The sequence below is a fragment of the Pseudomonas sp. MSSRFD41 genome, assembly GCF_014230245.1.
Lineage (GTDB): Bacteria > Pseudomonadota > Gammaproteobacteria > Pseudomonadales > Pseudomonadaceae > Aquipseudomonas > Aquipseudomonas piscis.
In genome coordinates this window covers 151003-175305 of the sequence record NZ_JACKZK010000014.1, presented here as the reverse complement: position 1 = coordinate 175305, position 24303 = coordinate 151003, and the positions used below count along the sequence as shown (strand labels likewise).

At 66.0% G+C, this 24303-nt stretch carries 23 protein-coding genes; 7 read left to right on the top strand and 16 right to left on the bottom strand.

The features are described from left to right. Nucleotides 1–535: CDF family Co(II)/Ni(II) efflux transporter DmeF (gene dmeF, locus H7A76_RS21040; RefSeq protein WP_185700280.1), on the bottom strand; the 535-nt coding region annotated here is incomplete at its 3' end. A 9-nt stretch (nucleotides 536–544) separates the two neighbouring features. Continuing rightward, complete coding sequence (locus H7A76_RS21035) at nucleotides 545–820, bottom strand: metal/formaldehyde-sensitive transcriptional repressor (RefSeq protein ID WP_185700279.1); 276 nt, start codon at nucleotides 818–820, stop codon at nucleotides 545–547. A 213-nt stretch (nucleotides 821–1033) separates the two neighbouring features. Between H7A76_RS21035 and H7A76_RS21030 the strand changes: the two genes are divergently transcribed. After that, complete coding sequence (locus tag H7A76_RS21030; RefSeq protein ID WP_185700288.1) at nucleotides 1034–2056, top strand: sensor domain-containing diguanylate cyclase; 1023 nt, start codon at nucleotides 1034–1036, stop codon at nucleotides 2054–2056. Nucleotides 2057–2065: 9 nt separating this feature from the next. On the opposite strand, the gene H7A76_RS21025 is transcribed toward H7A76_RS21030, so the two are convergent. The 6 genes from H7A76_RS21025 to H7A76_RS21000 form a co-directional block, all read right to left on the bottom strand. Then, nucleotides 2066–2476 (bottom strand): NUDIX hydrolase, encoded by a 411-nt coding sequence (locus tag H7A76_RS21025; RefSeq protein ID WP_185700289.1) that lies wholly within the window; start codon nucleotides 2474–2476, stop codon nucleotides 2066–2068. Between the two features lie 16 nt (nucleotides 2477–2492). After that, on the bottom strand, nucleotides 2493–2831 hold the full coding sequence (locus H7A76_RS21020) for an FKBP-type peptidyl-prolyl cis-trans isomerase (protein ID WP_185700278.1): 339 nt from the start codon (nucleotides 2829–2831) through the stop codon (nucleotides 2493–2495). A gap of 265 nt (nucleotides 2832–3096) precedes the next feature. Beyond that, complete coding sequence (locus H7A76_RS21015; RefSeq protein ID WP_185700277.1) at nucleotides 3097–4350, bottom strand: OprD family porin; 1254 nt, start codon at nucleotides 4348–4350, stop codon at nucleotides 3097–3099. 91 nt (nucleotides 4351–4441) lie between these two features. Further along, entirely contained in the window at nucleotides 4442–5746 is a 1305-nt protein-coding gene (locus H7A76_RS21010; protein WP_185700276.1) for a CitMHS family transporter, read from the bottom strand. Between the two features lie 139 nt (nucleotides 5747–5885). Continuing rightward, nucleotides 5886–7211, bottom strand: a complete 1326-nt coding sequence (dctA, locus tag H7A76_RS21005) for a C4-dicarboxylate transporter DctA (protein WP_185700275.1) — start codon at nucleotides 7209–7211, stop codon at nucleotides 5886–5888. Nucleotides 7212–7254: 43 nt separating this feature from the next. Then, nucleotides 7255–8337: a 4-oxalomesaconate tautomerase gene (locus H7A76_RS21000; RefSeq protein WP_185700274.1), complete on the bottom strand. Its 1083-nt coding sequence runs from the start codon at nucleotides 8335–8337 to the stop codon at nucleotides 7255–7257. Nucleotides 8338–8507: 170 nt separating this feature from the next. Between H7A76_RS21000 and H7A76_RS20995 the strand changes: the two genes are divergently transcribed. From H7A76_RS20995 to H7A76_RS20980, 4 genes are all read left to right on the top strand, one after another. Beyond that, a complete protein-coding gene (locus tag H7A76_RS20995; RefSeq protein WP_185700273.1) occupies nucleotides 8508–9398 on the top strand; it encodes a LysR family transcriptional regulator in 891 nt (296 codons plus the stop codon). 175 nt (nucleotides 9399–9573) lie between these two features. Beyond that, nucleotides 9574–11403, top strand: coding sequence for a monovalent cation:proton antiporter-2 (CPA2) family protein (locus H7A76_RS20990; protein WP_185700272.1), 1830 nt, complete (start codon nucleotides 9574–9576; stop codon nucleotides 11401–11403). A gap of 74 nt (nucleotides 11404–11477) precedes the next feature. Beyond that, complete coding sequence (locus H7A76_RS20985) at nucleotides 11478–12572, top strand: DNA alkylation repair protein (protein ID WP_185700271.1); 1095 nt, start codon at nucleotides 11478–11480, stop codon at nucleotides 12570–12572. Between the two features lie 30 nt (nucleotides 12573–12602). Then, nucleotides 12603–13625, top strand: coding sequence for a DUF6602 domain-containing protein (locus H7A76_RS20980; RefSeq protein WP_185700270.1), 1023 nt, complete (start codon nucleotides 12603–12605; stop codon nucleotides 13623–13625). A gap of 46 nt (nucleotides 13626–13671) precedes the next feature. On the opposite strand, the gene H7A76_RS20975 is transcribed toward H7A76_RS20980, so the two are convergent. Both H7A76_RS20975 and H7A76_RS20970 read right to left on the bottom strand, forming a co-directional pair. Further along, complete coding sequence (locus H7A76_RS20975) at nucleotides 13672–14046, bottom strand: hypothetical protein (protein WP_185700269.1); 375 nt, start codon at nucleotides 14044–14046, stop codon at nucleotides 13672–13674. A 22-nt stretch (nucleotides 14047–14068) separates the two neighbouring features. Beyond that, complete coding sequence (locus H7A76_RS20970) at nucleotides 14069–14701, bottom strand: TetR/AcrR family transcriptional regulator (protein ID WP_185700268.1); 633 nt, start codon at nucleotides 14699–14701, stop codon at nucleotides 14069–14071. 154 nt (nucleotides 14702–14855) lie between these two features. On the opposite strand from H7A76_RS20970, the gene H7A76_RS20965 reads away from it, so the two are divergent. Together H7A76_RS20965 and H7A76_RS20960 are read left to right on the top strand one after the other, a co-directional pair. Further along, nucleotides 14856–16385: an MFS transporter gene (locus H7A76_RS20965; RefSeq protein WP_185700267.1), complete on the top strand. Its 1530-nt coding sequence runs from the start codon at nucleotides 14856–14858 to the stop codon at nucleotides 16383–16385. A gap of 106 nt (nucleotides 16386–16491) precedes the next feature. Continuing rightward, nucleotides 16492–17508 carry an AraC family transcriptional regulator gene (locus tag H7A76_RS20960; RefSeq protein ID WP_185700266.1) on the top strand — a complete coding sequence of 339 codons (1017 nt, stop codon included), beginning with the start codon at nucleotides 16492–16494 and terminating at the stop codon, nucleotides 17506–17508. 13 nt (nucleotides 17509–17521) lie between these two features. On the opposite strand, the gene H7A76_RS20955 is transcribed toward H7A76_RS20960, so the two are convergent. From H7A76_RS20955 to H7A76_RS20930, 6 genes are read right to left on the bottom strand one after another with little or no spacing between them, the layout of a single operon-like run. Further along, nucleotides 17522–18307, bottom strand: a complete 786-nt coding sequence (locus tag H7A76_RS20955; RefSeq protein WP_185700265.1) for a MoaF C-terminal domain-containing protein — start codon at nucleotides 18305–18307, stop codon at nucleotides 17522–17524. Continuing rightward, nucleotides 18304–19278 (bottom strand): SDR family NAD(P)-dependent oxidoreductase, encoded by a 975-nt coding sequence (locus tag H7A76_RS20950; protein WP_185700264.1) that lies wholly within the window; start codon nucleotides 19276–19278, stop codon nucleotides 18304–18306. The genes H7A76_RS20955 and H7A76_RS20950 overlap by 4 nt, the downstream gene beginning before the upstream one ends. Before the next feature lie 16 nt (nucleotides 19279–19294). Beyond that, nucleotides 19295–20377 carry a hypothetical protein gene (locus H7A76_RS20945; RefSeq protein WP_185700263.1) on the bottom strand — a complete coding sequence of 361 codons (1083 nt, stop codon included), beginning with the start codon at nucleotides 20375–20377 and terminating at the stop codon, nucleotides 19295–19297. A 19-nt stretch (nucleotides 20378–20396) separates the two neighbouring features. Continuing rightward, complete coding sequence (locus tag H7A76_RS20940) at nucleotides 20397–21782, bottom strand: carbohydrate porin (RefSeq protein WP_185700262.1); 1386 nt, start codon at nucleotides 21780–21782, stop codon at nucleotides 20397–20399. A gap of 25 nt (nucleotides 21783–21807) precedes the next feature. After that, the gene (locus tag H7A76_RS20935; protein ID WP_185700261.1) at nucleotides 21808–22956 is read right to left on the bottom strand and encodes a class II histone deacetylase; all 1149 of its coding nucleotides are present in this window, start codon (nucleotides 22954–22956) and stop codon (nucleotides 21808–21810) included. Then, nucleotides 22946–24130, bottom strand: coding sequence for an MFS transporter (locus H7A76_RS20930; protein ID WP_185700260.1), 1185 nt, complete (start codon nucleotides 24128–24130; stop codon nucleotides 22946–22948). The genes H7A76_RS20935 and H7A76_RS20930 overlap by 11 nt, the downstream gene beginning before the upstream one ends. Nucleotides 24131–24303 lie beyond the last annotated feature (173 nt).

The window sequence follows — 24303 nt, the reverse complement described above, 5'->3', positions numbered from 1 at the left end:
GATGTTCGTGATGTTCGTGATGTTCGTGATGTTCGTGATCATGGTGGTGCCCGTGGGCATGGCCGTGGTGGCCATGCCCGGCCCCCAGCAACCAGGCGCTGAGGATGTTCACCGCCAACCCCACTACGGCAATCAGCGTGGCTTCGGCAAAGGCCACGCTGGCCGGCTGGAACAAACGCACCAGCGACTCGCCGGCGATACCCAGGGCCATCAGGCCAAGGATGATCGCCGAAGCGAAACCCGCCAGGTCACCGACCTTGCCGGTGCCGAAGCTGAATCGGCGGTTGCCGGCATTGCGCCGGGCAAAGCCATAGGCCGCCGCCGCAATCCCCAGGGCCCCGGCATGGGTCGCCATATGCAGCCCGTCGGCCAGCAACGCCATGGAACCGGTGAGATAACCGGCGAGGATTTCCCCCACCATCATCACCACCGTCAGCACCACCACCCACAAGGTGCGCCGGGCATTGGCATCGTGATCGGCACCGAGGAACCGGTGCTCATGGGCCAGGCTCGCGGCCTGTTGCGACAGGTTCATCATGGGCTCCTACTTGGCATAACGGCGAATGGCTTGCAGCAGTTCATCCACACCCTTGGCCCGCTCGGCATCGCTGAGCCCGGGATGAGCCACATGTTCCAGGGCGTGGGCCTCGATGATCTCGTCCAGCAAACCGTTCATCGCGCCCCGGGTGGCGGCCACCAGATGCAGGGTCGTGGCGCATTCGGCACCGTCCTGCAGGGCCCGTTCGATGGCCTGGACCTGGCCGAGAATGCGCCGGACGCGCTTGAGCAACTGGTCCTTCTGCGCCTGGGTGTGCGACATACCTATACCCCCTATACCTATATGGCGAGCATGCTGCGCCCGGATCGGCCGTTGCGCAAGACGCTATCGCCGCAAACCTTTGGCCTCCCGGGGGGCCGCCGACCAACGGCATGGCCCGACAGAAAAAGCTGCTGTTCGTCATACGGCGTGGATTAACATAGCCAAGTGCCATCCCTCCTTCAGGACCCTCTCTTCCATGTTGCCCAGCATCCGATGATTGCCGTCTGGTCACTGCTCTGCCTGACCTCGCTGCTGGCCCTGCTGGTGCTCTGGCTGTTGCGCCGCGAACGGCTGGCCCAGGCCCAGTTGCGGGCCTACCGGGAACTCGGCCAGGGCCGGCCCGATACCGTGGAACGCTTCGAGCGCAGCCAGTACTTCGCACGGATCGGCACCTGGGACTGGGAGGTCGATACCCAGCACCTGTACTGGTCGGAAGCCATCTACGGCATGTTCGGCTTCAAGGTCGGCGAGGTGGTGCCCTCCTACGAACTGTTCTGCTCTTGCGTGCACCCCGAGGACCGCGAGCGGGTGCGCGCCGGCGAGCTCCATTGCCTGCGCACCGGCGACAACCACGATGAGGAATACCGGGTGATCTGGCCCGACGGCAGCATCCACTGGCTGCGCGAGACCGGCAACGTGGTGCGTAACGGGCACAACGCCACGGTGAAGATGATGGGGGTGGTACGCGATATCACCGACGAGAAGGTTTCCACCCGCCAGTTGCAGCGCCTGGCGCACTTCGATCCGCTGACCGGCCTGCCCAACCGCCTGATGCTCGAACAGCGCCTGTCGCGAGCCCTGGAACAGGCGCGCCTGGACCAGACTCGGGTGGCCCTGGTGTTCGTCGACCTCAATGGCTTCAAGGCGATCAACGACCAGTACGGCCACGCCATCGGCGACCGCGTACTGAGCGTCACCGCCCAGCGCCTGCAAGGCGTGCTGCGCAGCAGCGATACCGTGGCCCGGATCGGCGGCGACGAATTCGTGGTGATTCTCGAAGGCTTGTCGCCGGCGCTGGACCTGGCCGAGGAAGCCGGGCGCATTGGCGAGAAGATTTTCAGCCAGCTGGCGCCGCCGGTGGAGGTCGACGACCGCCGGCACAGCGTGGGCAGCAGCCTGGGGGTCGCGGTGTTTCCCGACCACGGGGCACGCATGGACCAACTGCTGCACGTGGCCGACCTGGCGATGTACGAGGCCAAGCGCAGCGGCAACAACCAGTACCGCCTGGGCCAGTGAAGCCGCAGCTCAGCGCCGCAGCAGGCGTTCGCCCAGGTAGGCCAGGGCCTGCTGGAACAGCGGATGCCATTGTTCCGAGGGCGCCTCGGCCAGGGGATGCCAGAAGAAGCTGAACTCATGGCCGCCGTCATCGCCACAACGGTGGCTCCAGGATTCGGCCAGCGCCTGGACCACCCGGCATTCATGGAAGGCCCAGACCTGGCCAGGGAAGCCGGACTGCCAGATGCCCAGCGGGCGCACCGCGATGCCCTGGACCCCAGCCTCTTCCGCCAGTTCGCGGACCGCCGCCGCGGCCGACGCCTCGCCCGCCTCGATGCTGCCCTTGACCAGTTGCAGGCCAGCCAATGGGTGCCGAAAAGCCAGGATTTCCAGGCCTGCGCCCTGGCGCAACACCACGGGGCAGGCCTTGTTCGCCGGCAGGACCGCGCGTTCTGGATCAGTCATCGCGGGTCAGCACTTCCAGCAGTTCGATCTCGAACACCAGGTTGGCGTTGGCCGGGATCGAGCCCACGGCACGCTCGCCATACCCCAGGTGCGCCGGCACCAGCAGCTTGCGCTTGCCGCCGACCCGCATGCCCATCAGGCCCTGGTCCCAGCCCTTGATCACGCGCCCAGTGCCGATCACGCACTGGAACGGCTTGCCGCGATCATAGGAAGAATCGAAGCTGCTGCCGTCCTCCAGGAATCCGCGGTACTGGGTGGTGATCAGGGCGCCCTTGACCACGGCCTTGCCGTCGCCCAGCTGGATATCGATTACCTGCAACTCATCACTCATGCGTGCTCATCCTTCAACCATCGCCCCGGTGCGGGGCCGCGGCGGCTTTTTCGCAGAATTACCCGGGCTTGGCAATCATCGTGGCTGGCCCTGCTGGTCCTGGGCTCGCTCGGCACCCCGCTGGGCAACCTGATCAAGGCTGCCATCGACCGCCAGTGCGAATTCCTCGCCGACGCCTCGGCCGTGCAGTTCACCCGCCCCTGGCCGAGCGCATACGGCGCCTGGATCCGCAGTGGGATGGACGCTTCAAGCCGCTGTAAATGCGCTACCAGAGGGCAATGTCGTAAGTGATGTAGAGGCGGTTGCTGTCGCGCCCACGTGAGTAGTCGGAGCGATACACGTAATTGCGCAGCTTCACTCCCAGCCCTTTGAACGAGCCCTGCTGGAGCACATAGGCCAGTTCGCTGTCGCGCTCCCACTCATCGACGCGGGTGCCGGACTTGCCGTCATTGCCGCTCAGGTAGCGGGAGCTGAAGGTCAGGCCGGGAACACCCAGGCTGGCGAAGTTGTAGCCATAGCCGAGCATCCAGGTCCTCTCGCCCTCCTCGATGAACTTGCCGATCCCGGCATTACTGAAGGAGTAGACCGTGGCGCCGCTGATATAGGGAAGCCCGGCATCGCCACTGAGGCGCTGGTAGCCGCCGCCAAGGGAATGCCCGGCGATCGCGTAGGTCAGCTGGCCGCTGAACAGGCGGTTGGCGATCTTGCCGTCGAACGCCGCGCCTGAATCGGCACTGCGGAAGTAGCGCAGGTCGCTGGTCAAGGTCCCCGGCCCCAGCGCCAGGTCATGTTGCAGGCCGACAAAGTCCTGCCGATAGAAGTTCTCGAGCTCGCCATGGAAATAGCTCAGGCGCAGGGTCTTGCTCCATTTGTATTCGCCCCCGCCATAGCGGAAGTCCCCGGACTGGCCGCCACTGTAGCCGTCGGGCACCAGCCCCACGCTGTCGGTGGAGTCGCGCAGTTTGAAGCGCTGCAGATAGCCGCCGGTCAAGCTCAGGCCATCGATGTCGGTGCTGGTGAGCTGGGTGCCCTGGTAGGTCTGCGGCAACAGCCGGGCATCGTTGTAGACCAGTACCGGGGTCTTGGGCAGCAGGGTGCCGTACTTGAGCGTGGTCTTGGCCAGCCGCACCTTGGCCGTGGCGCCGGCACTGGCGAATTCGCCTGCGGCGCGCCCATCGTCGTGCACCGGCAGCAGCCCCGTGCCACTGTGGCCCTTGCCGGAATCGAGGCGCACGCCCCACAGCCCCAGGGCATCGACCCCGAACCCCAGGGTGCCGGGGGTGAAGCCGGACTGATAGTCGAGCAGCAAACCCTGGGCCCATTCGGTGCGCTCGCTCTTGGCCGTGCGCGCAGCCTTGGCGCCGAGGCCGTGTTCGTCGCGGAAGTTTTCATTGAAATAGACGTTGCGCAATTGCAGCTTGAGGCTGCTGTCGTCGATGAAACCCGCGGCCTGGACCAGGCTCAGGGACAACAGGCTCAAACCGGGAACAAGCATTGCGCGGATCAGCAAATGGCTCATGGGGTACTTCTCGTTGTTGTTATTCAAGGCGCAGGTCGCCAGGCGCCCCGCCAGCAGGCGCGCCAGGCAACCAAAGAGGGTTTTGAACGAGTCAGGCGAACAGGGTCAGGGCGCCGGTCAGCAAGGCCAGGGCGGTAATCACCAGAGAGGTCAGCACGGCCCACTTCACCGTGGCTTTCTGGAAGTCGCCGATGTCGCGATCCACCATGCCCACCAGCAGCAAGGTCGAGGCCACCAGCGGGCTCATCAGGTGCACCGGCTGGCCGAGGATCGAGGCGCGGGCGATTTCCAGGGGAGAAATGCCATAGGCCGCCGCCGCGTTGGCCAGGATCGGCACCACACCGAAGTAGTAGGCATCGTTGGACAGGACAAAGGTCAGCGGCATGCTGGTCAGCGCCACCACCAGCGGGAACAGGTGGCCCCAGGACGGCGGAATCCAGTCCACCAGGGTCTGTGCCAGGGCGTCGACCATCTTGGTGCCGGAGAAAATGCCAGCGAAGATCCCTGCGGCAAACACCAGCAGTACCACGGTCATGGCATTGCCTGAATGGGCGAGAATGCGCTCCTTCTGCACCTCCAACCGCGGATAGTTGATCATCAAGGCCAGGACAAAACCGATCAGGAACAGCACCGCCGAGTGCATCAGGCCCAGCACCAGCGCGGTCATCACCACCATTAGCAGCAGCAGGTTGACGTAGGCCAGCCTGGGCCGCTTGTGCGGGGTGTCTTCGAGAATGGCCTTGATGTAGCAGTCGCCACCGCCGCTTTGCAGCTGGGTATTGCCGATGCGCTTGCGTTCGGCCCGGCCCAGCAGGTAGGCGGTGAATACCACCCAGGCGGCGCCGCCGATCATGGTCGGCAGCAGCGGCACGAAGTACTCGCCGGCATCCAGGCCCAGGGCGGCGATAGCTCGGGTTGCCGGCCCGCCCCAGGGGGTCATGCCACTCATGATGCTCAACGACAGCATGGCAATGGTGGCGAGGATCATCGGGTTCATGCCGATGCGCTTGTACAACGGCAGCATCGCCGCGCAGGTGATCATGTAGGTGGTGGTGCCGTCACCGTCCAGGGCCACCACCAGCGACAGCAGTGCGGTGCCCATGGCGATCTTGGTCGGGTCGCCATTGACCCGCTTGAGAATCTTGCGGATCAGCGGGTCGAACAGCCCCGAATCGATCATCAAGCCGAAGAACAGAATGGCGAACAGCAACAGCGCCGCCGATGGCGCGACCATTTTCAGGCCGTCGAGCATCATCTTGCCGGTGGTGCCGGCAAACCCGCCGAGCACCGCGAAGACGATGGGCACCAGCGTCAGCGCGACGATGGGCGACAGGCGTTTGGTCATGATCAGGACGGTGAAGACCACCACCATGGCAAGGCCGAGTAAAGCGAGCATAAGTCGATTCTCTTGTTTTTATGGTGAGCGTGGCCGGCGCGCGGGCGCACGGCCACCCGAGCACCGGACGCCCCCGATCAAGGGCGCCCGGCACAGGTGTTGAGTCGGTACGTGGGGTAAAGCGGTGCAGCCGGCCGGTCTAGCCGAGCTTGCTCGCCAGGGCGGCCACCGGGGTGTCATCGGCGGCAGCGGCCTGGGCCGCAAGCGGCTGGCCATTGAGCGTGCGCAACAGCACCTGGCGGTCGCAGGCCTGCTCCGAGAGGGCGATCACCACGGTTGCCACGGCGTTGCTGGCCAGGCTGGTCAAGGCCCGGGCCTCGGACATGAAGCGATCGATGCCGATCAGCAACGCCAGGCCCGCCAGGGGAATGTCATGAATCACCGTCAGGGTCGAGGCCAGGGCCACGAAACCGCTGCCGGTCACCCCGGCGGCGCCCTTGGACGACAGCAGCATGATTGCCAGCATGGTGACGACCTGACCGGCACTCAGCTCGATGTTGCACGCCTGGGCAATGAAGATCGCCGCCAGGGACAGGTAGATCGCCGTACCGTCGAGGTTGAACGAATAGCCGGTGGGCAGCACCAGCCCCACCACGCTCTTGCGGCAGCCCAGGGCCTGGAGCTTTTCCAGCATCCGCGGCATCACCGGCTCCGTGGACGAGGTGCCAAGCACCACCAGGAACTCTTCACGCAGGTAGCGCAGCAGCTTCCACAGGCTGAAGCCGTTTGCCCGGCAAATGCCCCCCAGGACCACGAAGACAAAGAAGCCGCAGGCGACATACAGGGTCATGATCAGTTTGGCCAGGGCGCCCAGGGAGGTGATGCCGTACTGGCCCACGGTAAAGGCCAGGGCGCCGAAGGCGCCGACGGGGGCAAAACGCATCAGGTAGGAAAAAATCTTGAACACCATCTGCGAGGCCGATTCCAGCACCTCCAGCACCGGCTTGCCGCGCTCGCCCAGGGACGACAGGGCAAACCCGCACAGCACCGCGATAAACAGCACCGGCAGTACCTCGCCTTTGTTGAAGGCGCCAATGAAGGTCTCGGGGATGATGTGCATGAAGAACTCCACCACCCCCAGCTTGGCCGCCGACTCGGTGTACTGCGACAAGCCCTGGGTGTTCAGCCGGGTGGGGTCGATGTTCATCCCCGCGCCGGGCTGGAACAGGTAGACCGCCGCCAGGCCGATGAACAGGCTGATCAGCGTCAGGCCCAGGAACAACAGCAGGGTCTTGCTCAGCAGGCGGCCCAGGGAACGCTTGTCGTTCATGCCGGCAATACCGGTGACGATGGTGCAGAACACCACGGGAGCGATCATCATTTTGATCAGCTTGATGAAGGCGTCGCCCAGCGGCTTCAAGGCAATGGCTTGCTGGGCCCAGAAGTGTCCCACCAGTACCCCGAGGCACACCGCGCAGAGGATCTGGAAGTAGAGCGATTTAACTACTTTCATGGCATCACCCATTTTTAGAATTGTACTGATGCAATCAAGATCGACAGCGCGTCGACTAACCGGCAAGACGTTGTGAAGCAGGCGCGTAGACATACCCGGAAAACAACCGGCGTGCGGTCCGAACCACCGAAGCACGGATGGTTTCGGGGTTTGTTCCGCTGTAGGACAATACGACATCTATCGCCCCGCTGGGGTGTTCGATACGGACCTGATGCAGGCGCGGTTCACTGACCCCGCCCAGCATCTCGGCCACCACGCTGCCAGCGGTGACACAGGCGGTAGCCAGGCCGATGGAACCGGTGATGGCCAGGGCCCGATGGCAGTTGTGGGGCATGAAATAGCGCACCGCCAGGGTGCCCCCCGCCCGGGCCCGGGACACCAGCACCGGCTTGGGAATCACTTTGTCGCTGACATCACCCAGCCCCATGGCCAGGCCGGCCTTGAGCCGCAAGCTCTCCAGGCGCTGGAGGAAGTCGCTATCGGCGTCCAGTTCGGCGGGGGTTTCATCACCGCGCTTGCCCAGGCAGGCCGCCTGCACCAGCACCATGGGCATGGCCATGTCGATGCAAGTCACCGCGATGCCGTCTATCAAGTCCCGAGGCTGGCCGGTGGGGAACAATTGGCCGGTCTTGCTCCCGGCGGCATCGAGAAAGGTCAGGGCTACCGGCGCCGCGCTGCCCGGTACGCCGTCAATGGTGGTGTCGCCTTCGTAGCTGACCTTGCCATCGGGGGTCTGGACCTGGGCATTGATCAATGTGCCGGTGTTGAGGTTGCGAATCCGCACCTGGGTCTGTGCCCCCTTGGCTTTGACCAGCCCCTGCTCGATGGCGAAAGGCCCGACAGCGCACAGCATGTTGCCGCAGTTGGGCGCGGTATCGACCCGCCGCTGCGACACCATGACCTGGACGAACAGGTAATCGACATCCGCATCCGGGTGCAGCGACGGACTGACGATCGCCACCTTGCTGGTTTGCGGGCTACCACCGCCGATGCCGTCGATTTCCAGTTCGTGACCGGAGCCCATCAGGTTGAGCAACAGTTCATCACGCTCGGCCACTGCCACCGGCAGATCCCAGGCCAGGAAAAACGGCCCTTTGGAGGTGCCGCCGCGCATCAACACACAAGGAATTCGTTGCATGAATACTGACTCTTGTTGATCAATCGAGGTAATTGATGTTCTGGGCACAAGAGTGTCAGGGATTAAAATGTGTTTCCAATGCAAATATCAGAGAGATTATTGCGTTCAACGCATGAGTCAAATATCGTGTCCGCCAGCGCCCCACCCGACTCCCGCCTTGAGAAGCCCGCATGGAATATGAGCTCCAGGACATTAGATCTTTCGTGAAAATCGCCGAACTGGGGAGTTTCCACGAAGCGGCAGACGCCTTGCACCTGTCCCAACCGGCCCTGAGCCGGCGCATGAAAAAGCTCGAAGAGGGGCTGGGCACCGCCCTCCTCGATCGCACCACGCGCAAGGTCAGCCTGACCAGCGTCGGCCGCGACTTCCTGCCCAAGGCCCGCCGCCTGCTGGATGACTTCGACGATTCGATCCTCAACATCCGTGAGCTGGCGGAACGCCAGATCGGTCAGGTGACCCTGGCCTGTATCCCCACGGCGGCCTTCTACTTCCTGCCGTCGGTGATCCGCCTGTACAACCAGCGCTACCCGAAAATTCGCATCCGCCTGCTCGACCTCAGTGCCAACGAGGGCCTTGAAGCGGTGCTGCGCGGCGAAGCGGATTTCGGCATCAACATGATGAGCGGCCAGCACCCGGACATCGAGTTCGTGCCACTGGTCAACGAACCCTTTGTTCTGGCCTGCCGGCGCGACCACGAACTGGCCGGACGCCGTTCGGTGACCTGGTCGCAACTCAGCGACTATCGCTTGATCGGCGTTGGCCGCCTGAGCGGCAACCGCATGCTGCTGGACCATGCCCTGTCCGGCTTGAGCTGGCGGCCCCAGTGGTTCTACGAAGTGCAGCACCTGTCCACGTCGCTGGGCATGGTCGAGGCCGGGCTCGGGGTTTCGGCGATGCCAAGCCTGGCCATGCCCGCCGCCGATCACCCGACCCTGGTCAGCGTTCCGCTGACCGAGCCGGTGGTCAACCGCACCCTGGGCCTGGTGTACCGCCGCGGCGCATCGCTGTCGCCGGCCGCGGAAAAATTCGTGGCGATCCTGCTGGAGCAGTGGCCACATTGACCGGCCGGCGCTCCAGCGTCCCCCATATACTCCGACGTGCCTTGCTGGGCACGCCGCCAGTCTCAGAACACCCATGCCGTTTTTATCCGGGCGCAGGCTGGCGATAGCCATCCGCTCATCGTCATCGACGAGCCTCTATCATCACCTGCGCCCCGTTCTACCAGGAGTCCCCCCGATGCCCCATGAAGGCAACCTGCTACAAGCCGCCGTCGTGTTTCTCTGCGCCGCGGTCGTCACCGTGCCCCTGGCCAAGCGCCTGCAACTGGGGGCCGTGCTCGGCTACCTGCTGGCCGGGGTGCTGATCGGCCCGTCGGTGCTGGGCCTGATCGGCAATCCCCAGAGTGTCAGCCACATCTCCGAGCTGGGGGTGGTGCTGTTGCTGTTCATCATCGGCCTGGAGCTGTCGCCGCGACGCCTGTGGGTGATGCGCAAGGCGGTATTCGGGGTCGGCCTGGCCCAGGTGCTGCTGACCGGGGTCGTGATCGGCAGCGTGGCGCTGTTCCTCTTCGGCCAGACACTCAATAGCGCGGCGGTGCTGGGCCTGGGCCTGGCCCTGTCGTCCACCGCCTTCGGCCTGCAAAGCCTGGCCGAACGCAAGGAGCTGACCAGCCCCCACGGGCGCCTGGCGTTCGCCATCCTGCTGTTCCAGGACATCGCCGCGATCCCGCTGATCGCCATGGTGCCGGTGCTGGCCGGCGTCGATCACCACACCAGCAGCGCCGAGGACCTGCGCCATGGCCTGCAGGTGCTGGGCAGCATCGCCGTGGTGGTGGTCGGTGGCCGCTACCTGCTGCGCCCGGTGTTTCGCATCGTGGCCAAGACCCGCTTGCCGGAGGTCTCCACCGCCACCGCCTTGCTGGTGGTGATCGGCACCGCCTGGCTGATGGACCTGGTGGGCGTATCCATGGCCCTGGGCGCCTTCCTCGCCGGCCTGCTGCTGGCCGACTCGGAATACCGGCATGAGCTGGAAGCCCAGATCGAACCCTTCAAGGGCCTGCTGCTGGGCCTGTTCTTCATCAGCGTCGGCATGGGCGCCAACCTCAGCCTGCTGCTCAGCGCGCCCCTGGCCGTGCTGGGCCTGACCCTGCTGCTGATCGGCCTGAAGCTGCCGCTGTTGTTCGTGGTCGGGCGCCTGGCCGGTGGCCTGGACCGCGAGCATGCGATCCGCCTCGGGGTGGTGCTGGCGGCGGGCGGGGAGTTCGCCTTCGTGGTGTTCAAGATCGGCCGCGACCAGGGCCTGTTCGACGCGCGCCTGCACGACCTGCTGGTGCTGACCATCACCCTGTCCATGGCCCTGACCCCGCTGCTGTTGCTGGCCTGCTCGCGCCTGCTCAAGCCCAAGCCGAAAGCAGTGGAGATGCCCGCCGAATACCGCCGGATCGACTCCGACCACCCGCGGGTGGTGATCGCCGGCATGGGCCGCATGGGCCAGATCGTGGCGCGTATCCTGCGGGCACAGAAGGTGCCGTTCGTGGCCCTGGACACCTCGGTGGAAACCATCGAGCTGATCCGCAGCTTCGGCGGCGGCATCCCGGTGTTCTATGGCGACCCGTTGCGGCCGGAAATCCTCAGTGCGGCCAAGGTCGGCCAGGCGGAGTTCTTCGTCATCGCCACCGACGACCCGGACACCAACATCAAGACCGCCGAGCAGGTGCGCAAGCTCTATCCGCACCTGAAGGTCATCGCCCGCGCACGTAACCGCCAGCACGTGCACCGCCTGGTGGACCTGGGCGCCCAGGCCGTGCGGGAAACCTACTACTCGAGCCTGGAGATGAGCCGCCGGACCCTGATCGGCCTCGGGCTCAGCCAGGTCCAGGCCGACTCGCGGATCCAGCGCTTCACCCAGCACGACCAGCAATTGCTGGCCGCCCAGCATGAGGTCTACGACGACGAGGCCAAGGTCATGCAGACCGCCCAGGAAGCCCGTGCCGAACTGGCCCGCCTGTTCGAGGCCGACGAAGAGGACGAACGCCTGGAAGAGAACCTGCTGCCGCCGATGCGCTGAAGCACTCTCCTGACAGATTCTGTCAGCCGCCCGGTCTAGATTGGGCGGCATCCCTCCCCAGACAGGAACCCTCGATGAGCGACGCTGCCCCTGCCCTCAAGGAAATCTTCAACCAGCAACGCCTAATGCATATCGCCGACGCCATGCGCGAGGTGTATCCGGCGTTCGACCACCCGGGCTTTCTCAAGCGCGCCAGTCAGGGCCTGGCCGAGCTCTCGGTGATGCAGCGCCTGGCGCGGGTCAGCGACAGCCTGCACCAGGTGCTACCCGGGCCCTACGAGCACAGCCTGGAACTGCTGTATGCCCTGGCGCCACGGCTCGACAGCCGCTTCGTCTGCATGTTCCTGCCGCACTTCGTGGCCAGCCATGGCGCCCATGACTTCGCCCGTTCCATGGCGGCACTGAAGTTCTTCACCGGTTTTGGCTCCTCGGAGTTCGCCGTGCGCCCGTTCCTGGTCAACCAGCAGGCGGCGACCCTGGAGCACCTGTACGACTGGGCGCACGATCCGGACGAACACGTGCGCCGCCTGGCCAGCGAAGGCAGCCGCCCGCGCCTGCCCTGGTCGTTCCGCCTGGAACGCCTGCAGGCCGAACCTGGGCTGGCGGCGCCGATCCTCGAGCGACTGCGCAACGACCCGAGCCTGTATGTGCGCAAGTCGGTGGCCAACCACCTCAACGACATCACCAAGGACCATCCGCAGTGGGTGCTGCAACGCCTGCAAGGCTGGCCGCTGGAGCAGCCGCACACCGCCTGGATCGTCCGCCATGGCCTGCGCAGCCTGATCAAGCAGGGCGAGCGCCAGGCCCTGGCCTTGATCGGCGCCGGGGCCCGCGCCGAGGTCCAGGTAACGCACTTCAGCGTCACGCCCGCGGCCTTGCGCCTGGGCGAGCGCCTGGAATTGGCGCTGGAACTGGTTTCCAGCAGCTCGCAGCCCCAGCGCCTGGTGGTGGACTACGCCATCGACTACATCAAGGCCTCGGGCGCCGCCAGCACCAAGGTGTTCAAGCTCAAGACCTTCACCCTGCCCGGCCAGGCGCGCCAGGCACTGGCCCGCCAGCAGCAGATCCGTGAATTCACCACCCGCCGGCACTACCCCGGGCGCCATCTGGTGCACCTGTTGGTCAACGGCGAACGGCTGGCCAGCGCGCATTTCGACCTGCTGCCCTGAGCCCCTCTCAAACCCCACAAGGAAGACCCCATGGCAATCATCAGCAGGTGGGCCAAGTCCATCGCCAAGGTATTGGAAAGCAGCTTTGCGGTGAGCAGCAGCATCGCCGACCACAAGACCATCCTGGGCGACGCCCGGGAGAGTTTCATCCGTGATGTGCTGCAACGCTTCCTGCCGCGCAACATCAGCATCGGCTCGGGGCAGATCGTCGATGCCGAGGGCGGGATCTCCAGGCAGATCGACCTGATCATCTACCGCAACGACTTTCCCATCCTGCGCACCTTCGGCTCGGCCGATGTGTACCTGATCGAAGGCGTGGTGGCCACGGTGGAGGTCAAGTCGCAGCTCAACGAAACGCAGTTGTTCCAGGCCCTGGAGAACGGCAAGTCGGTGCGCAACCTCAAGGTGTCGATCACCCCGGAATCCATGGACCACTACAGCCAGTTCATGTACCGCAAACCGTTCGCCGAACTGCCCCCGGCGCAATCCTTCTCGGTCCGCGACCAGTTGCTGCCGCCAACCTACATCTATGGCTACAACGGCTATACCGCCAGCAGCCTGGACACCTTGCGCCAGAGCCTCAACGCCTGGCATGGCGAGCTTGGCCAGGGCGAGCAGGACGTGACCCTGATGCCGGAGGTGATCGCCACCCAGGGCTGCGTGACCCTGAAGAACCTCAACAACATCCTGGGCCTGCCTCGGGTCGCCGGCGAAGAACTGGAAGCCTGCCGCCAGGCCTTCAACCGGGCGCTGGGATTGAGCCTGAACAAACGCGAGTTCCTCGGCTATTTCCGCGAGCGCGACGACCAGGGCTTCGACTACGGGATCGGCCTGAAAACCTGCGAGGCGCCCTTGCAGTACCTGATCTCCAGCCTGCTGCAGACCCTCACCAGCCGGGTCGGTCATCCGCAGCTGGGCAGCACCGCGATCCAGTACGACCTGAGCCGCTATCACCTGAGCGAAGAGATGGAGGGTCGCTGGTCGGGCGCCGCGGTGAACCTCACGCGCATCAGCGACCCACGGCTGGACTTCGCCCGGGCCAACGGCTTGTGAAACCTGCGCGGCGGCCACGTGCAACTCGGCCGCCGTGCACCGGGCTTCAGTCCTTGGCGGTCGTGGCCGGCAACGCTATCAGGTGGTCGTCGCAGCCAAAGCCCACCACGTGCTCGCTGCCCCAGGACACCTCCACCACCGCAATGCACGGGTCATAAGACTCGCCCACCAGGCTGCCATCGGCCTTGAACACCCGCAGGTAGCCAGCGGTGGAGTAGCGCGAGCTGTCGCCATCGCCGGGCATAGTCATGGTCGCAATCCTGGCGCGCCAGCTGAACAGCCGGTACTTCTGGTAGTAGAAGGCCCGGTCGTCACGGTAGTAGCGATCCTGGTAGGGCGTGCCGTAGTAGAACCAGCCATAACCCTTGTACGCCAGGAATACGGCCAGTACTGCGCCGAGCAGGCGTTTGCTGTGTTTCATCGGGGTTGTACCGAGGAGAACTTCAGGGCGGGGTCACGCCGAGCATCCGCAGGCAGGCCTGGACGATGGCCTCGGCCAGGGCCTGGCCATCTTCCTGGCGGGCGGCGATCACGTCATCGGTGGCGCCGTGCACCCCGGCATAGATCAGCGAGGCGATCACCGTCGGCTGTTCCAGGGGCCAGCAACCGGCTTGCCGCCCTCCTTCGAGGATGCCCTGCAACTGCTGCAGGATCGCATTGCGCTCCGGGTTGCCGCGCTCATGGTGGTGATGGTTGGGGTAGACAATATCGTGCAGGCGGTAGGTGGCCAGGTAGGCCTGGACGCTGGCGCGGATCCAGCTGCCGACCTTCGCCACCCAGTCATCCTCGGCGCAGGCCGCCACCGCCTGTTCCAGGCACTCGAGGAAGTCCCGGGTATAGCGTTCGCCCAGGGCCGCCAGCATGTCGTTCTTGGATTGGAAGTAGTGATAGAAGGTGCCCTTGGCCACTCCGGCGCGCTCGACGATCTGGCTGATGGTGGTGGCCTCCACTCCCTGCTCCAGGAACAGGCTGCGGGCGGCGCCCATCAATTCTTCCAGGCGCACTTCGGCGGGTTTGGTCCGCGGCTGCGGCAGGTCGCTGGCAGGTTCCTGGGCCTTGTGGCGTTTCACGATCATGAACGATTCCGGGCGGTGACAAGGGCCGCCAGTCTAGGGCAATTGCCGGGCAAAAGAGAGTTGAGAATATTTATCATTCTCCATTGACCGACGGTCAGTCGAAATACTAACCTGAGTGCCTCGCCCCTCTCCAGCCCTCCACGGGAGATGTTTCATGGAACGCTATCGTCGCCCGGCCCTGGTGGCCGCCGCCTACCTCGGGACCTTCCTCGCCTCGCTGGACATCAGCATCGTCAACGTCGCCTTGCCGACCCTGCAACAGGCCCTGGCCACCGACCTGGCCGGCCTGCAATGGGTGGTCAACGCCTATGCCATCTGCCTCTCGGCCTTCATGCTCTCGGCCGGCCCCCTGGGCGACCGCTTCGGCCACAAGCGCTGCTGGCTGGCCGGGGTGCTGTTGTTCACCTTGGGTTCGGCGCTCTGTGCCCTGGCCCAGGAGCTCGGGTTGCTGCTGGCCGGACGGGCCGTGCAGGGGCTGGCCGGGGCACTGCTGATTCCCGGGGCGATGCCGATCCTCAGCCACGCCTTCCCCGACCTGCGCCAAAGGGCCCATGTCATCGGCGGCTGGTCGGCGTTCAGTGCCCTGGCGCTGATCCTCGGCCCCCTGGTGGGCGGCCTGCTGCTGGAGTCCGTCGGCTGGCAGAGCATCTTCCTGATCAACCTGCCCATCGGCCTCCTGGCCCTGGTCCTCGGATGCTGGGGCATCAGCGAGCGCAAGCACCCACAACACGCCGCCCTCGACCCACTGGGCCAGGCCCTGAGCGTGTTGTGGCTGGCGGCCCTGACCTATGGCCTGATCCTCGGCGGCGAAGAAGGCTTCGCCAGCCGTGGCCCCCTGCTGACCTTGCTGGTGGCGGCCGTGGGGCTGTTGGCCTTCACCCTGGTGGAGCGGCGGGTGCAGCGACCGCTGGTGCCCCTGGACCTGTTCCGCCAGCGTCCGTTCGCCGTGGCCAACCTGGCCTCGTTCATCCTCGGTTTTTCCAGCTACAGCAGCCTGTTCTTCTTCTCGATCTTCCTGCAGCAGATCCAGGGCTGGTCCGCCGCCGAGACCGGCCTGCGCCTGCTACCGCAATTCACCGTCACCGGCCTGGTAGCCATCGGCTTCGGGCGCATCAACCAGCGCGTGCCCCTGCCCTGGCTGATGGTGGCCGGCTACGGTCTGGTCGGCTTGACGATGACCGCCATGACCCTGTTCGACGCCCACACGCCCTACTGGCTGGTGGGCTCGCTGCTGGGGCTGCTGGGCCTGGGCATGGGCCTGGCGCTGCCGGGCACCGGCCTGACGGTGATGGCCTGCGCACCGCCGGAACGCGCCGGGATCGCCTCGGCCAGCATGAACGCCCTGCGCCAGACCGGCATGAGCATCGGCATCGCCCTGCTCGGCAGCCTGATGGGCGCCCGGGCCATCCAGGTGCTGAGCGAATCGGCCCGGGCCAGCGGCATGGCCGATGCCGGCGAACTGGCCCGCCAAGCAGTGACCGAACACCAATTGCCCCTGGACAACCCGCTGTTCGGCGAGCTGTACCGCACGGCCATGACCAGCGGTTTGCACCTGGCCATGCTGCTGGCGGGTGCCTCCGGCCTGCTGGCCATGGGCTTGCTACTGGCCGTTCGCCGACAAGCCCGCGCGGAGCAGCCCGCTGGGCATGGCAACGCCCTGCCCCAAGGGGTCGAAAACAGGTGAACGATGCCCATTGTTCGGGGCTTTTCTCCTCGTCTAGTATGGTTGCCGGACCGCGCATACCGCTTGGACCCGCGCCTTGCAGAACGATAAGAAAAACGCCATCGCCATGCCTGCATCCCGTCCCGTCGGCGCCTATGTGCGCCGCCTGAAGCTCAGCCCCTTGCTCGAGTACCTGCAAGAGCGGCAGCTGCGCCTGCCATCGCCCTGCCAGGCCCGGTGGCAAGGGCTCAAACCCGCGGACCATATTCCCCTGGATCACTACCTGGGCTTCTTCGAAGAGGCGGCCCGGGCCCTGGACGACCCGCTGCTGGGCGCGCGCATCGGCCTCGCCAGCCGCTCACCGGTGCTCTCGCCGCTGCGCGAGCTGTTCCTCAACGAAGCGACCCTGCACGGCGCACTGCTTGAGCTCAACCTCAGCACCACGGCCTTGCAGGGCGGCACCCGCACCCAACTGCGCATCGACGGCGAGCAGGTGCGGATCAGCTACCAGTTGCCCGCCTACCCGGCCAGTGCCTGCCGCCAGGACGTGGAGTTCAGCCTGGGCATGCTGATCCATGTCTTGCAGTTGCGCCTGGGACAGGACTGGCGAGCCCAGCGGATCGACCTCTGCCATGAACTGACGGCCAAGGACCGCGAGGCCCTGGCCGGGTTGCTGGATTGTCCGGTACGGGATGCCGCGCCGAGCAACGGCATCGTCTTCGCCAGCCATTGGCTGGACCACAGGTGCCCTGGCCAAGGCTGCGATGCCGACGTCCTGCTGTTCTTTCGCGAACACATCCAGGGCCTGTGCGCCGAACAACACAGTGGCAGCTTCCATGAGCGGGTGCGGCGCCTGCTGGAACAGCAATTGGGCGAACAGCCGCCCTCCCTGGAACGCATCGCGCGCCAGCTGCACCTGTCGCCACGCAGCGTGCAGCGCAAGCTGGCCCTGGAACAGCTGGTGTTCTCCGAGCTGCTGGAGCAGGTGCGGCACAGCCTCGCCCTGGAACGCATGCGCCATCCCGGCACGCGGATCGACGAACTCGCCGACAGCCTGGGCTACGCCGACAGCGCGGCGTTCTCCAAGGCTTTCAAGCGCTGGACCGGGGTGCCGCCGCTGCGCTATCGGCGGCAATTCCTCTAGCCGGCCCGGGCCTTCAGAGCGGCGAGATGCCTTCGGGATACGCCGTCTCGCTCAGCAGCCGTACCCGCGCGCCGATGGGCACGTTGAACCAGGTCCCATCCACCTCGCCCAAGGCCATGCCGGTATTGCGCCAGGCATGGGTGTCGAGGACGAAGACGATCGCCACATCCACCGCCTTCTCGCGAAAGGTCACCAGGTACAACTGCTCGCGCAGCTTGAAATAACTGGCCTCGTCGCAATCGCAGTCACCATGGCGCACGCCGCCATGGATCTGATACGCATACCAGCGGCTGTTGAGATAGACATGCTCCACCGCCGTGTCCTGGCTGTAGAGGTTGAGCACGCGCTTGCCGATCAGCTCATCGCTGCGCTCGGGCGGTGCACCGGCCGGCCGGCCATCCAATCCGGCGTGATGCAGCGCCTGGCCGACGTTGGAGGCCAACCCGCGAGCCTTGCGCTCGGTATCCAGCCAGGAATGCACCAACAAGGCCCGGGATCGCTGCTCGTCGATGATCACCACCAGGCTCTGGCGCTGCGCCGCCGGCAATGGCAGGTCGATGAAAAACAGCCCGGCACAGGCCTGCACCACGTTGGCTTGCCCGCCCCCCGCCGCCAGTGCCAACGGCAGGCCCTGCCAATGGGCCTCGCCCTGGTCATCGAACGCCAGCTCGCCCCGCTGCTCGGCGAACCCCAGGACGAAGCGCCGCCCGCGCAGCGCCGGGCTGTCGGGCAGGCGGTTGAGGCGCAACTGCGCGGCAAAGTCATCGAATCCGGGAAGCGCCTGTTCCAGCGGGTTCATGGCCGCACCTCCCGCTGCTCGCCAGCCAGGGCTTGCTGGATCAGCCGCTCGCTGAGCGTCCACAGTTGCCGGGCCTGGGCGACATCACGCACCCGGGGCATGACGCCCAGGTGATCCAGGGGATCGGCGTTGCTCAAAGCCACCTGGCAATCCTCCAGGTAGTAACCGCCACAGCCCTCCAATTGCGGATGCAGCAGGGCCCAGAGAATGCTCGCCGCACCCTCCTCGGTGCTCTTGCGCCGGGTCAACCGGCGCAGCCCGGGCTGGCGTTCGAGCAAGGGCACGAAGTCGGCGTCGGTCAGGTGATGGTGCAGGTTGGTCCCGGCCACTACCCCCGGGGCCACCGCCAGGGCGCGGATGCCCTCCTCGGCCAGGTGCAGGTCCAGGCCCACGGCGAACAGCACGTTGGCCGACTTCGACTGGCCATAGGCCGTCCAGCGGTCATAGGCCCGGTGCTCGAAGTTGGGATCGGCGAAATCGATGCCCGCCAAGCGATGGGCGCCCGAGGTCAGCAGCACCACCCGGGCAGCGGCCGCCTGGCGCAGTAACGGCAACAGCCGGGTGATCAACCGATGGTGGGCGATATGGTTGATGCCGAACTGGCGCTCCAGGCCATCGTCGGTACGAGCGAAATCGGTGGCCATGATCCCCGCACTGGCGATGACGCCGTCCAGGTGCGGCAACTGCTCCAGCAGCCTTGAGGCCAGCCGGTCGACGTCGCGCAATGACTCCAGGCGCACCGCCTCGAAGTGCAGCGACTGGCTGCCGGTGGCGGCCCGCAGCTCGGCCAGCGCGGCGTTGCCGCGTTCGGCGCTGCTGCCCAGCACCAGTACCCGGGCGCCACGGGCAGCGAGGCAGCGGGCGCATTCCTTGCCCAGCCCCGAAGTGCCGCCGGTCACCAGGTAGATCTTGCCGGAGAGGTCCAGGTCCCGGACCAGGTCCCAGGCTCGTGTATGGGTATCGAATGACATGTTGCTACTCCTTCCTTCATTGAATGAACAGGCTGGCATCCAGCTCCAGGGCCGCACCGGGTGCCTCCAGGGCCTTGACCCAGAGCAGCGCCACGGACAGCTGCAACGCCGCCACGGGCCCCAGCTCACGCTGCAATTGATGGCTGAACGCTTCCAGCAAGGGCTGGCTCGCCAGGGGGCCGGCCTCGATGCCGGGACACTTGAGCAACACCTGCAAGGCCGCCGGCTGGCCACCGGTGTCGAGGCGCCTGGCCAGGGCCCCCGCCGCCTGCTCCACGCTCGCCAGCGACAAGCTGCCGGCCTCGCCGCACGCCAGGCTGACCCAGGTTGGCCGCGGGGCTTGCGGGCGCAAGGCCAGGCCATCGATCTCGATCTTGAAATCCTCCAGGACCATGCCGTGGCCACGTAGCACGCACAGTTGCAGCGCCTCGGCCACCCTGGCATCGGCCCGCTGGCGCACAGCCTGCGTTACCAACTGTCGGGCGTGCTGCGGGTCCTGGTCGGCGCGCAGGTACAGGGTCAGGCGGGCCAGGTCGGAGCAGTCGGCGTCCAGGGCCCGGAGGCTGTCCTGGATCTTGTCCAGGATCACCTCCACCTGCTCCGCCAGACCGGGACGGACCTGCAGGTTATCGGCGCTGAAGCCACGCTCCGGCGCCAGCAGTTCCAGGGCCTCGAAACCGGTGAGGAACACCTGGCCGCGATACTCCAGGGCCCGCGCCACATCCATCGGCAGGTCGTCGAACAGGGCCCGCCGTGCCGGCGTGGCATGCCTGGCGAATACCGCCTCGAGCGCCACCAGCGCCCCTTCCCGGGACAGGTGTGGCACCCGGAAAATGGTGCCGACGCTGGGCTCCCGGACCAGCCCGGGGGCCAGGGCATGGCACTGGCGATGGAATGCCTGGATCGCCGCCAGCGGGTCCACGGCGCCATTGCGAATGGCAATGCTGTGCTTGAGCATCGCACCCAAGTTCAGCCCTCGTTCGGCCAGGGCTGCAGCCATGGTTTCGAGCAAGGCGGCAAGTTGCTGTTCCAGGTCACCGTCCACTGCCGCCTGATGCCAGTTGCAGAAGATCAGGTCCTGGGTTTGCACAAGGTTCATCGGGACTCTCCTCAAGGGATCAGTGGCGCCAGCCCAGCAACGGGTCGAGGGCGAAGTTCAGGCCCAGGCCGAACAACCAGCCGCTGGCCGGACGCTGTTCGGCGAAGGGGTTCTGGTAGCGACTGGGTTGCAGCACGTAGTTGATGAAGGGATCCAGGGTCACGCCGCTGCCCAGGACGAAGCGCCCATTGAGCTCGGCGACGAAACTGTCCCGTGGCTGCTCGTAGGCACTGCCCGACAGGCGTCCGGCATCCTTGAGGCGGGCCTGGTAGTCCTTGCTCACGCGAAACCAGCTCAGGCGTGCGCCAAGGCTATCCAGCGGGCGGCCCGGAATGACGTTGAGGGCATTGACCCCGATGAAGCCGAAGGCATCCACCCCACCGGTGACCCCGGGAGTCAGCGACGAGCTGAGCCCGCCTTCCAGGGTCAGGCTGCGCGGGTTGGTATCGAACGGGCGGCTGCCACCGTCGGCGCGGTACACCGTCTTCTGCCAATTGAAGAGAATGCCGTCGGCATGGTCCTGGACCTTGGGCGCGGAGCCTCGGTCGAGCAAGGTCGAGGTACCGGCCACCGTGCGGCTGGGGTTGGGCTGTTTCTTGGTGGAGCGATACAGGGCCAGCTCGAAACGACTGGGATAGAGCGCCTCACCAAAGCGGGTCTGGGTGCCGACCTGGGCCAGGAAGAAGCGCCCGTCGTGGCGTTCCTCGCGCCAGTTCCAGCCGGACTCGAAGGGGATCTGCCCATTGAGCAACCAGCCGCCCACCTGGGCAAAGCGGTTGTCGTCGAAGTTGTAGCGGGCCGTGGCGCTCCAGTAGGCGAACGGATAGGCGAACACCGAGCCGTTCATCAGCGTCAGCGGGTTGAAACAGGTGAACACGAAGGCGCAGGCCGGCTGCATGAACGAGGTCGCGGGGTTGCTCCGGCCCAGCTCCAGCTTCAAGGCATCCTCCAACAGGCGCTGCTCGTAGGACAGCTGTACCAGCCGCGCCTTCTTCGGCACGAAGGGCGCCACCGCGCCATAGATGTCCCCCAGCGCCGGACCGTAGTCGACGTTGCTGGCCACCGGGGCATAGCTCTGCTTGAGGTGCACGCTGGCCCCCTTCACACCCAGCAGCTTGTGCAGGTCGAAGTCGGCCGCCAGCATCAGGAACAGGTTGTTCTGGTCCTGGCGGCGCCCCACCCCGTAGGTGTTGTACAAGCTGTACCAGCTACCGAAACCGTGCACGGCGATGCCCTGGGCATCCAGCTGCTCGCCAAGGCTCGGTGCCCGGGCCGGCGCGACCGGGTTCGCGACCGTGCCGGGCTGATCCGGGCCGGCCAGCGCGCACCCGGCCCACAGGGCACAGCACGCCAGCACAGCCCCACGTTGGACGAAGAATCGATTGTTGTTATTGGAAGGATTCATGGTCGGACCTGTATGGGCGATGGACTCAAGGAGCAGGCACCCGCTGCAGTTGCCGGGCCTGGATTTGCACGCGCTGGCGGTGCAGGCGGTCGAAGTCGTCCGCCAACCGCTGCTGTTCGATGAACTCGATGAAGGGATCGCGGACCGGGGTCTGCAGGCCGGTCAGGGCCTCGATGGCGGCGATCGCGCAGAACGGCACGTAGACCTCCGAGTAGCCGCCCTCATGGACCATCACCAGGCGCCCATGGCCGAGGCGCTCGGCCACCGCCACCATCATCCGGGTCATCTCGCGGAAACTGCCGCTGTGCAATTGCATGTGGCCGAGCGCGTCGTAGGTGCTGGCGTCGTAGCCGCTGCCGATCACCAGCAGGTCCGGGGCGAAGCGCAGCAACGCCGGCACCACCAGCTGCGCCATGGCATGCAGGTACTGCTGGTGGCCGCAACCGGGCAGCAGCGGGATGTTGAGATTGCACCCCTGCCCAGCGCCTCGCCCAAGTTCGTCGGCGCCGCCGGAGCCTGGGGGAAAGCAGTTTTCCTGATGCAGGGAAATGGTCAGCACGTCCCCGCGTTCGTAGAACAGCGACTGGGTACCGTTGCCGTGGTGCACGTCCCAATCGACGATGGCCACGCGCCGTGCACCGAGCTCGGCAATGGCGTGCTCCACGGCGATGGCCGAGTTGGCCAGCAGCGTCGAGCCCATGGCCTGGTCGCGCAAAGCGTGGTGCCCGGCCGGGATGCAGGCGGCATAGGCCCGCTGGTACTCGCCGCGCATCACGCCCTCCACCGCCGCCCTGGCCAACCCGGCGGACAGCGCCGCCAGCTCGAAGCCGCCGGCGGCGAATGGCGCCGCCAATCCCAGTTCTCCCCCTTGCTGCTCGCTCAACCGGCGAAAGCGCTCCAGGTACTCAAGGTCATGGACCCTGGCCATCTGCGCCAGGGAGGCCGGCGCCGCGGACTCCACCCGCAACTGCCGGCTCAGGCCGCTGGCGTCCATCAATGCCTTGAGTCGCCGCAGGCAATCGGCCGAGGCCACGCCCGAGCCGCTGGCCAGCGGCTGGACCCAGCCGCCGACCGGGGCCGCCAGGGCCGAGGCCCGGCCGGAGTGGAACCACAGGCAGCGCTCGTCGAACAGGAACGCACTGGCGCCCGCTGAAGGATGCAATTCAGGCTTCATGGCAAAGACTCTTGGATGGCAGATGGAAGTGCGCGAGGTTGATCGCCGCGGCGGCCAGCAGGGCCAACAGCGCGCCGCAGCCGAACATCGCCTGGTAGGAAAAGGTTTCCAGCAGGTAGCCGCACAGCGCCGGGCCGCAGGCCAGCCCCAGGCCGAGGACCAGGTTGGTCAGGTTGATCAAGCCGCCCTCGCGGTCGTGCAGGCTGATCACCGTGAGCATGAAGGGCACCAGCAGGGTCCAGGTGAACTTGAACACCAGCACCGCGATGAAGGCCGCATCCGCCCGGGGCACCGCCGCCATCACCAGCAAGGCCAGGACCAACGCGGAGAACCCCAGCAGCAGGCATGCCCCGCGATAGCGATCACGCCCCAGCCAGGTGGCGGCGCCGGCGCCGAGGATGCCCAGCGCGCTGGACAGGGTCAGCAACTGGTCCAACTGCCCACGATCCATGGCCGTGGGCGCCTGCAAGGCACTGATGAAGGTCCAGACTCCGCCCAGGCACACATACAGCAGGAAGATCGAGGCCACCCCCAGCAGGCCATGCCTGGAAGCCCCCAAGCGACGGCGCCCACCGCTGGCAGCTAGCTGCGGGACCCGGACGAAGTGCCGGCACAGCGGCACGCAGGCCAGCATCAACAGCGCCTGCAAGGCGAAACACACCCCGGGACCAAAGTGCTGGAAGGCGCCGGGCAACACCGCCAGCCCCAGGGTGCCGAGGATCAATTGGCCGAAGATGATCGAGCCGAACGCCCGCCCGCGCTCGTCCAGGTGCGCGACGCTGCGGGTACACAGGATCAGCAGCGAACCGGCCGCCAGTGCAGTGACGCCCCGAGCCGCCAGGAAGGCGTCGAAATGGCGCTCCAGCAGCAGCGCCGAAGCCAGGTTGCCGCCGATGTACAGGCCCATGAACAGCAAGGCCCAGCGCTGCCAGTGAGCCGAGCGCAGCCAGTAGATGGCCGGCAAGGTGGCCAGGCTGCTGAAGATCAGTTCCAGGGAAAACATCGCGCCGATCCGACTCGGGCTCAGGCCGATCTGCGTGGTCAATTGCATGGACAGGGCCGGGGCCCAGAGGAAGGTCGCCGGTAGCACCGACGCACAGAGGGTGATGGTGATCAGCAGCCAGCGATGACTGGCCTCGCCCGGCAGGGCTGCAGGTTCGGCGGTAGCGCTCACGATAGGCACCTTCGTTATTGATTGTTATGGGTGAGGTGGCACGGCAACGGCTGCCAATCTAGCAACGGCCCTGGCGACGACCGGCTTCAATTGATGACGACTTTTTGTCTTTTCACGCCAATGTCCGCAGGCGCTATCAGGTTGGCCAGGCGCCCCGGCGAGCCGGGGCATTG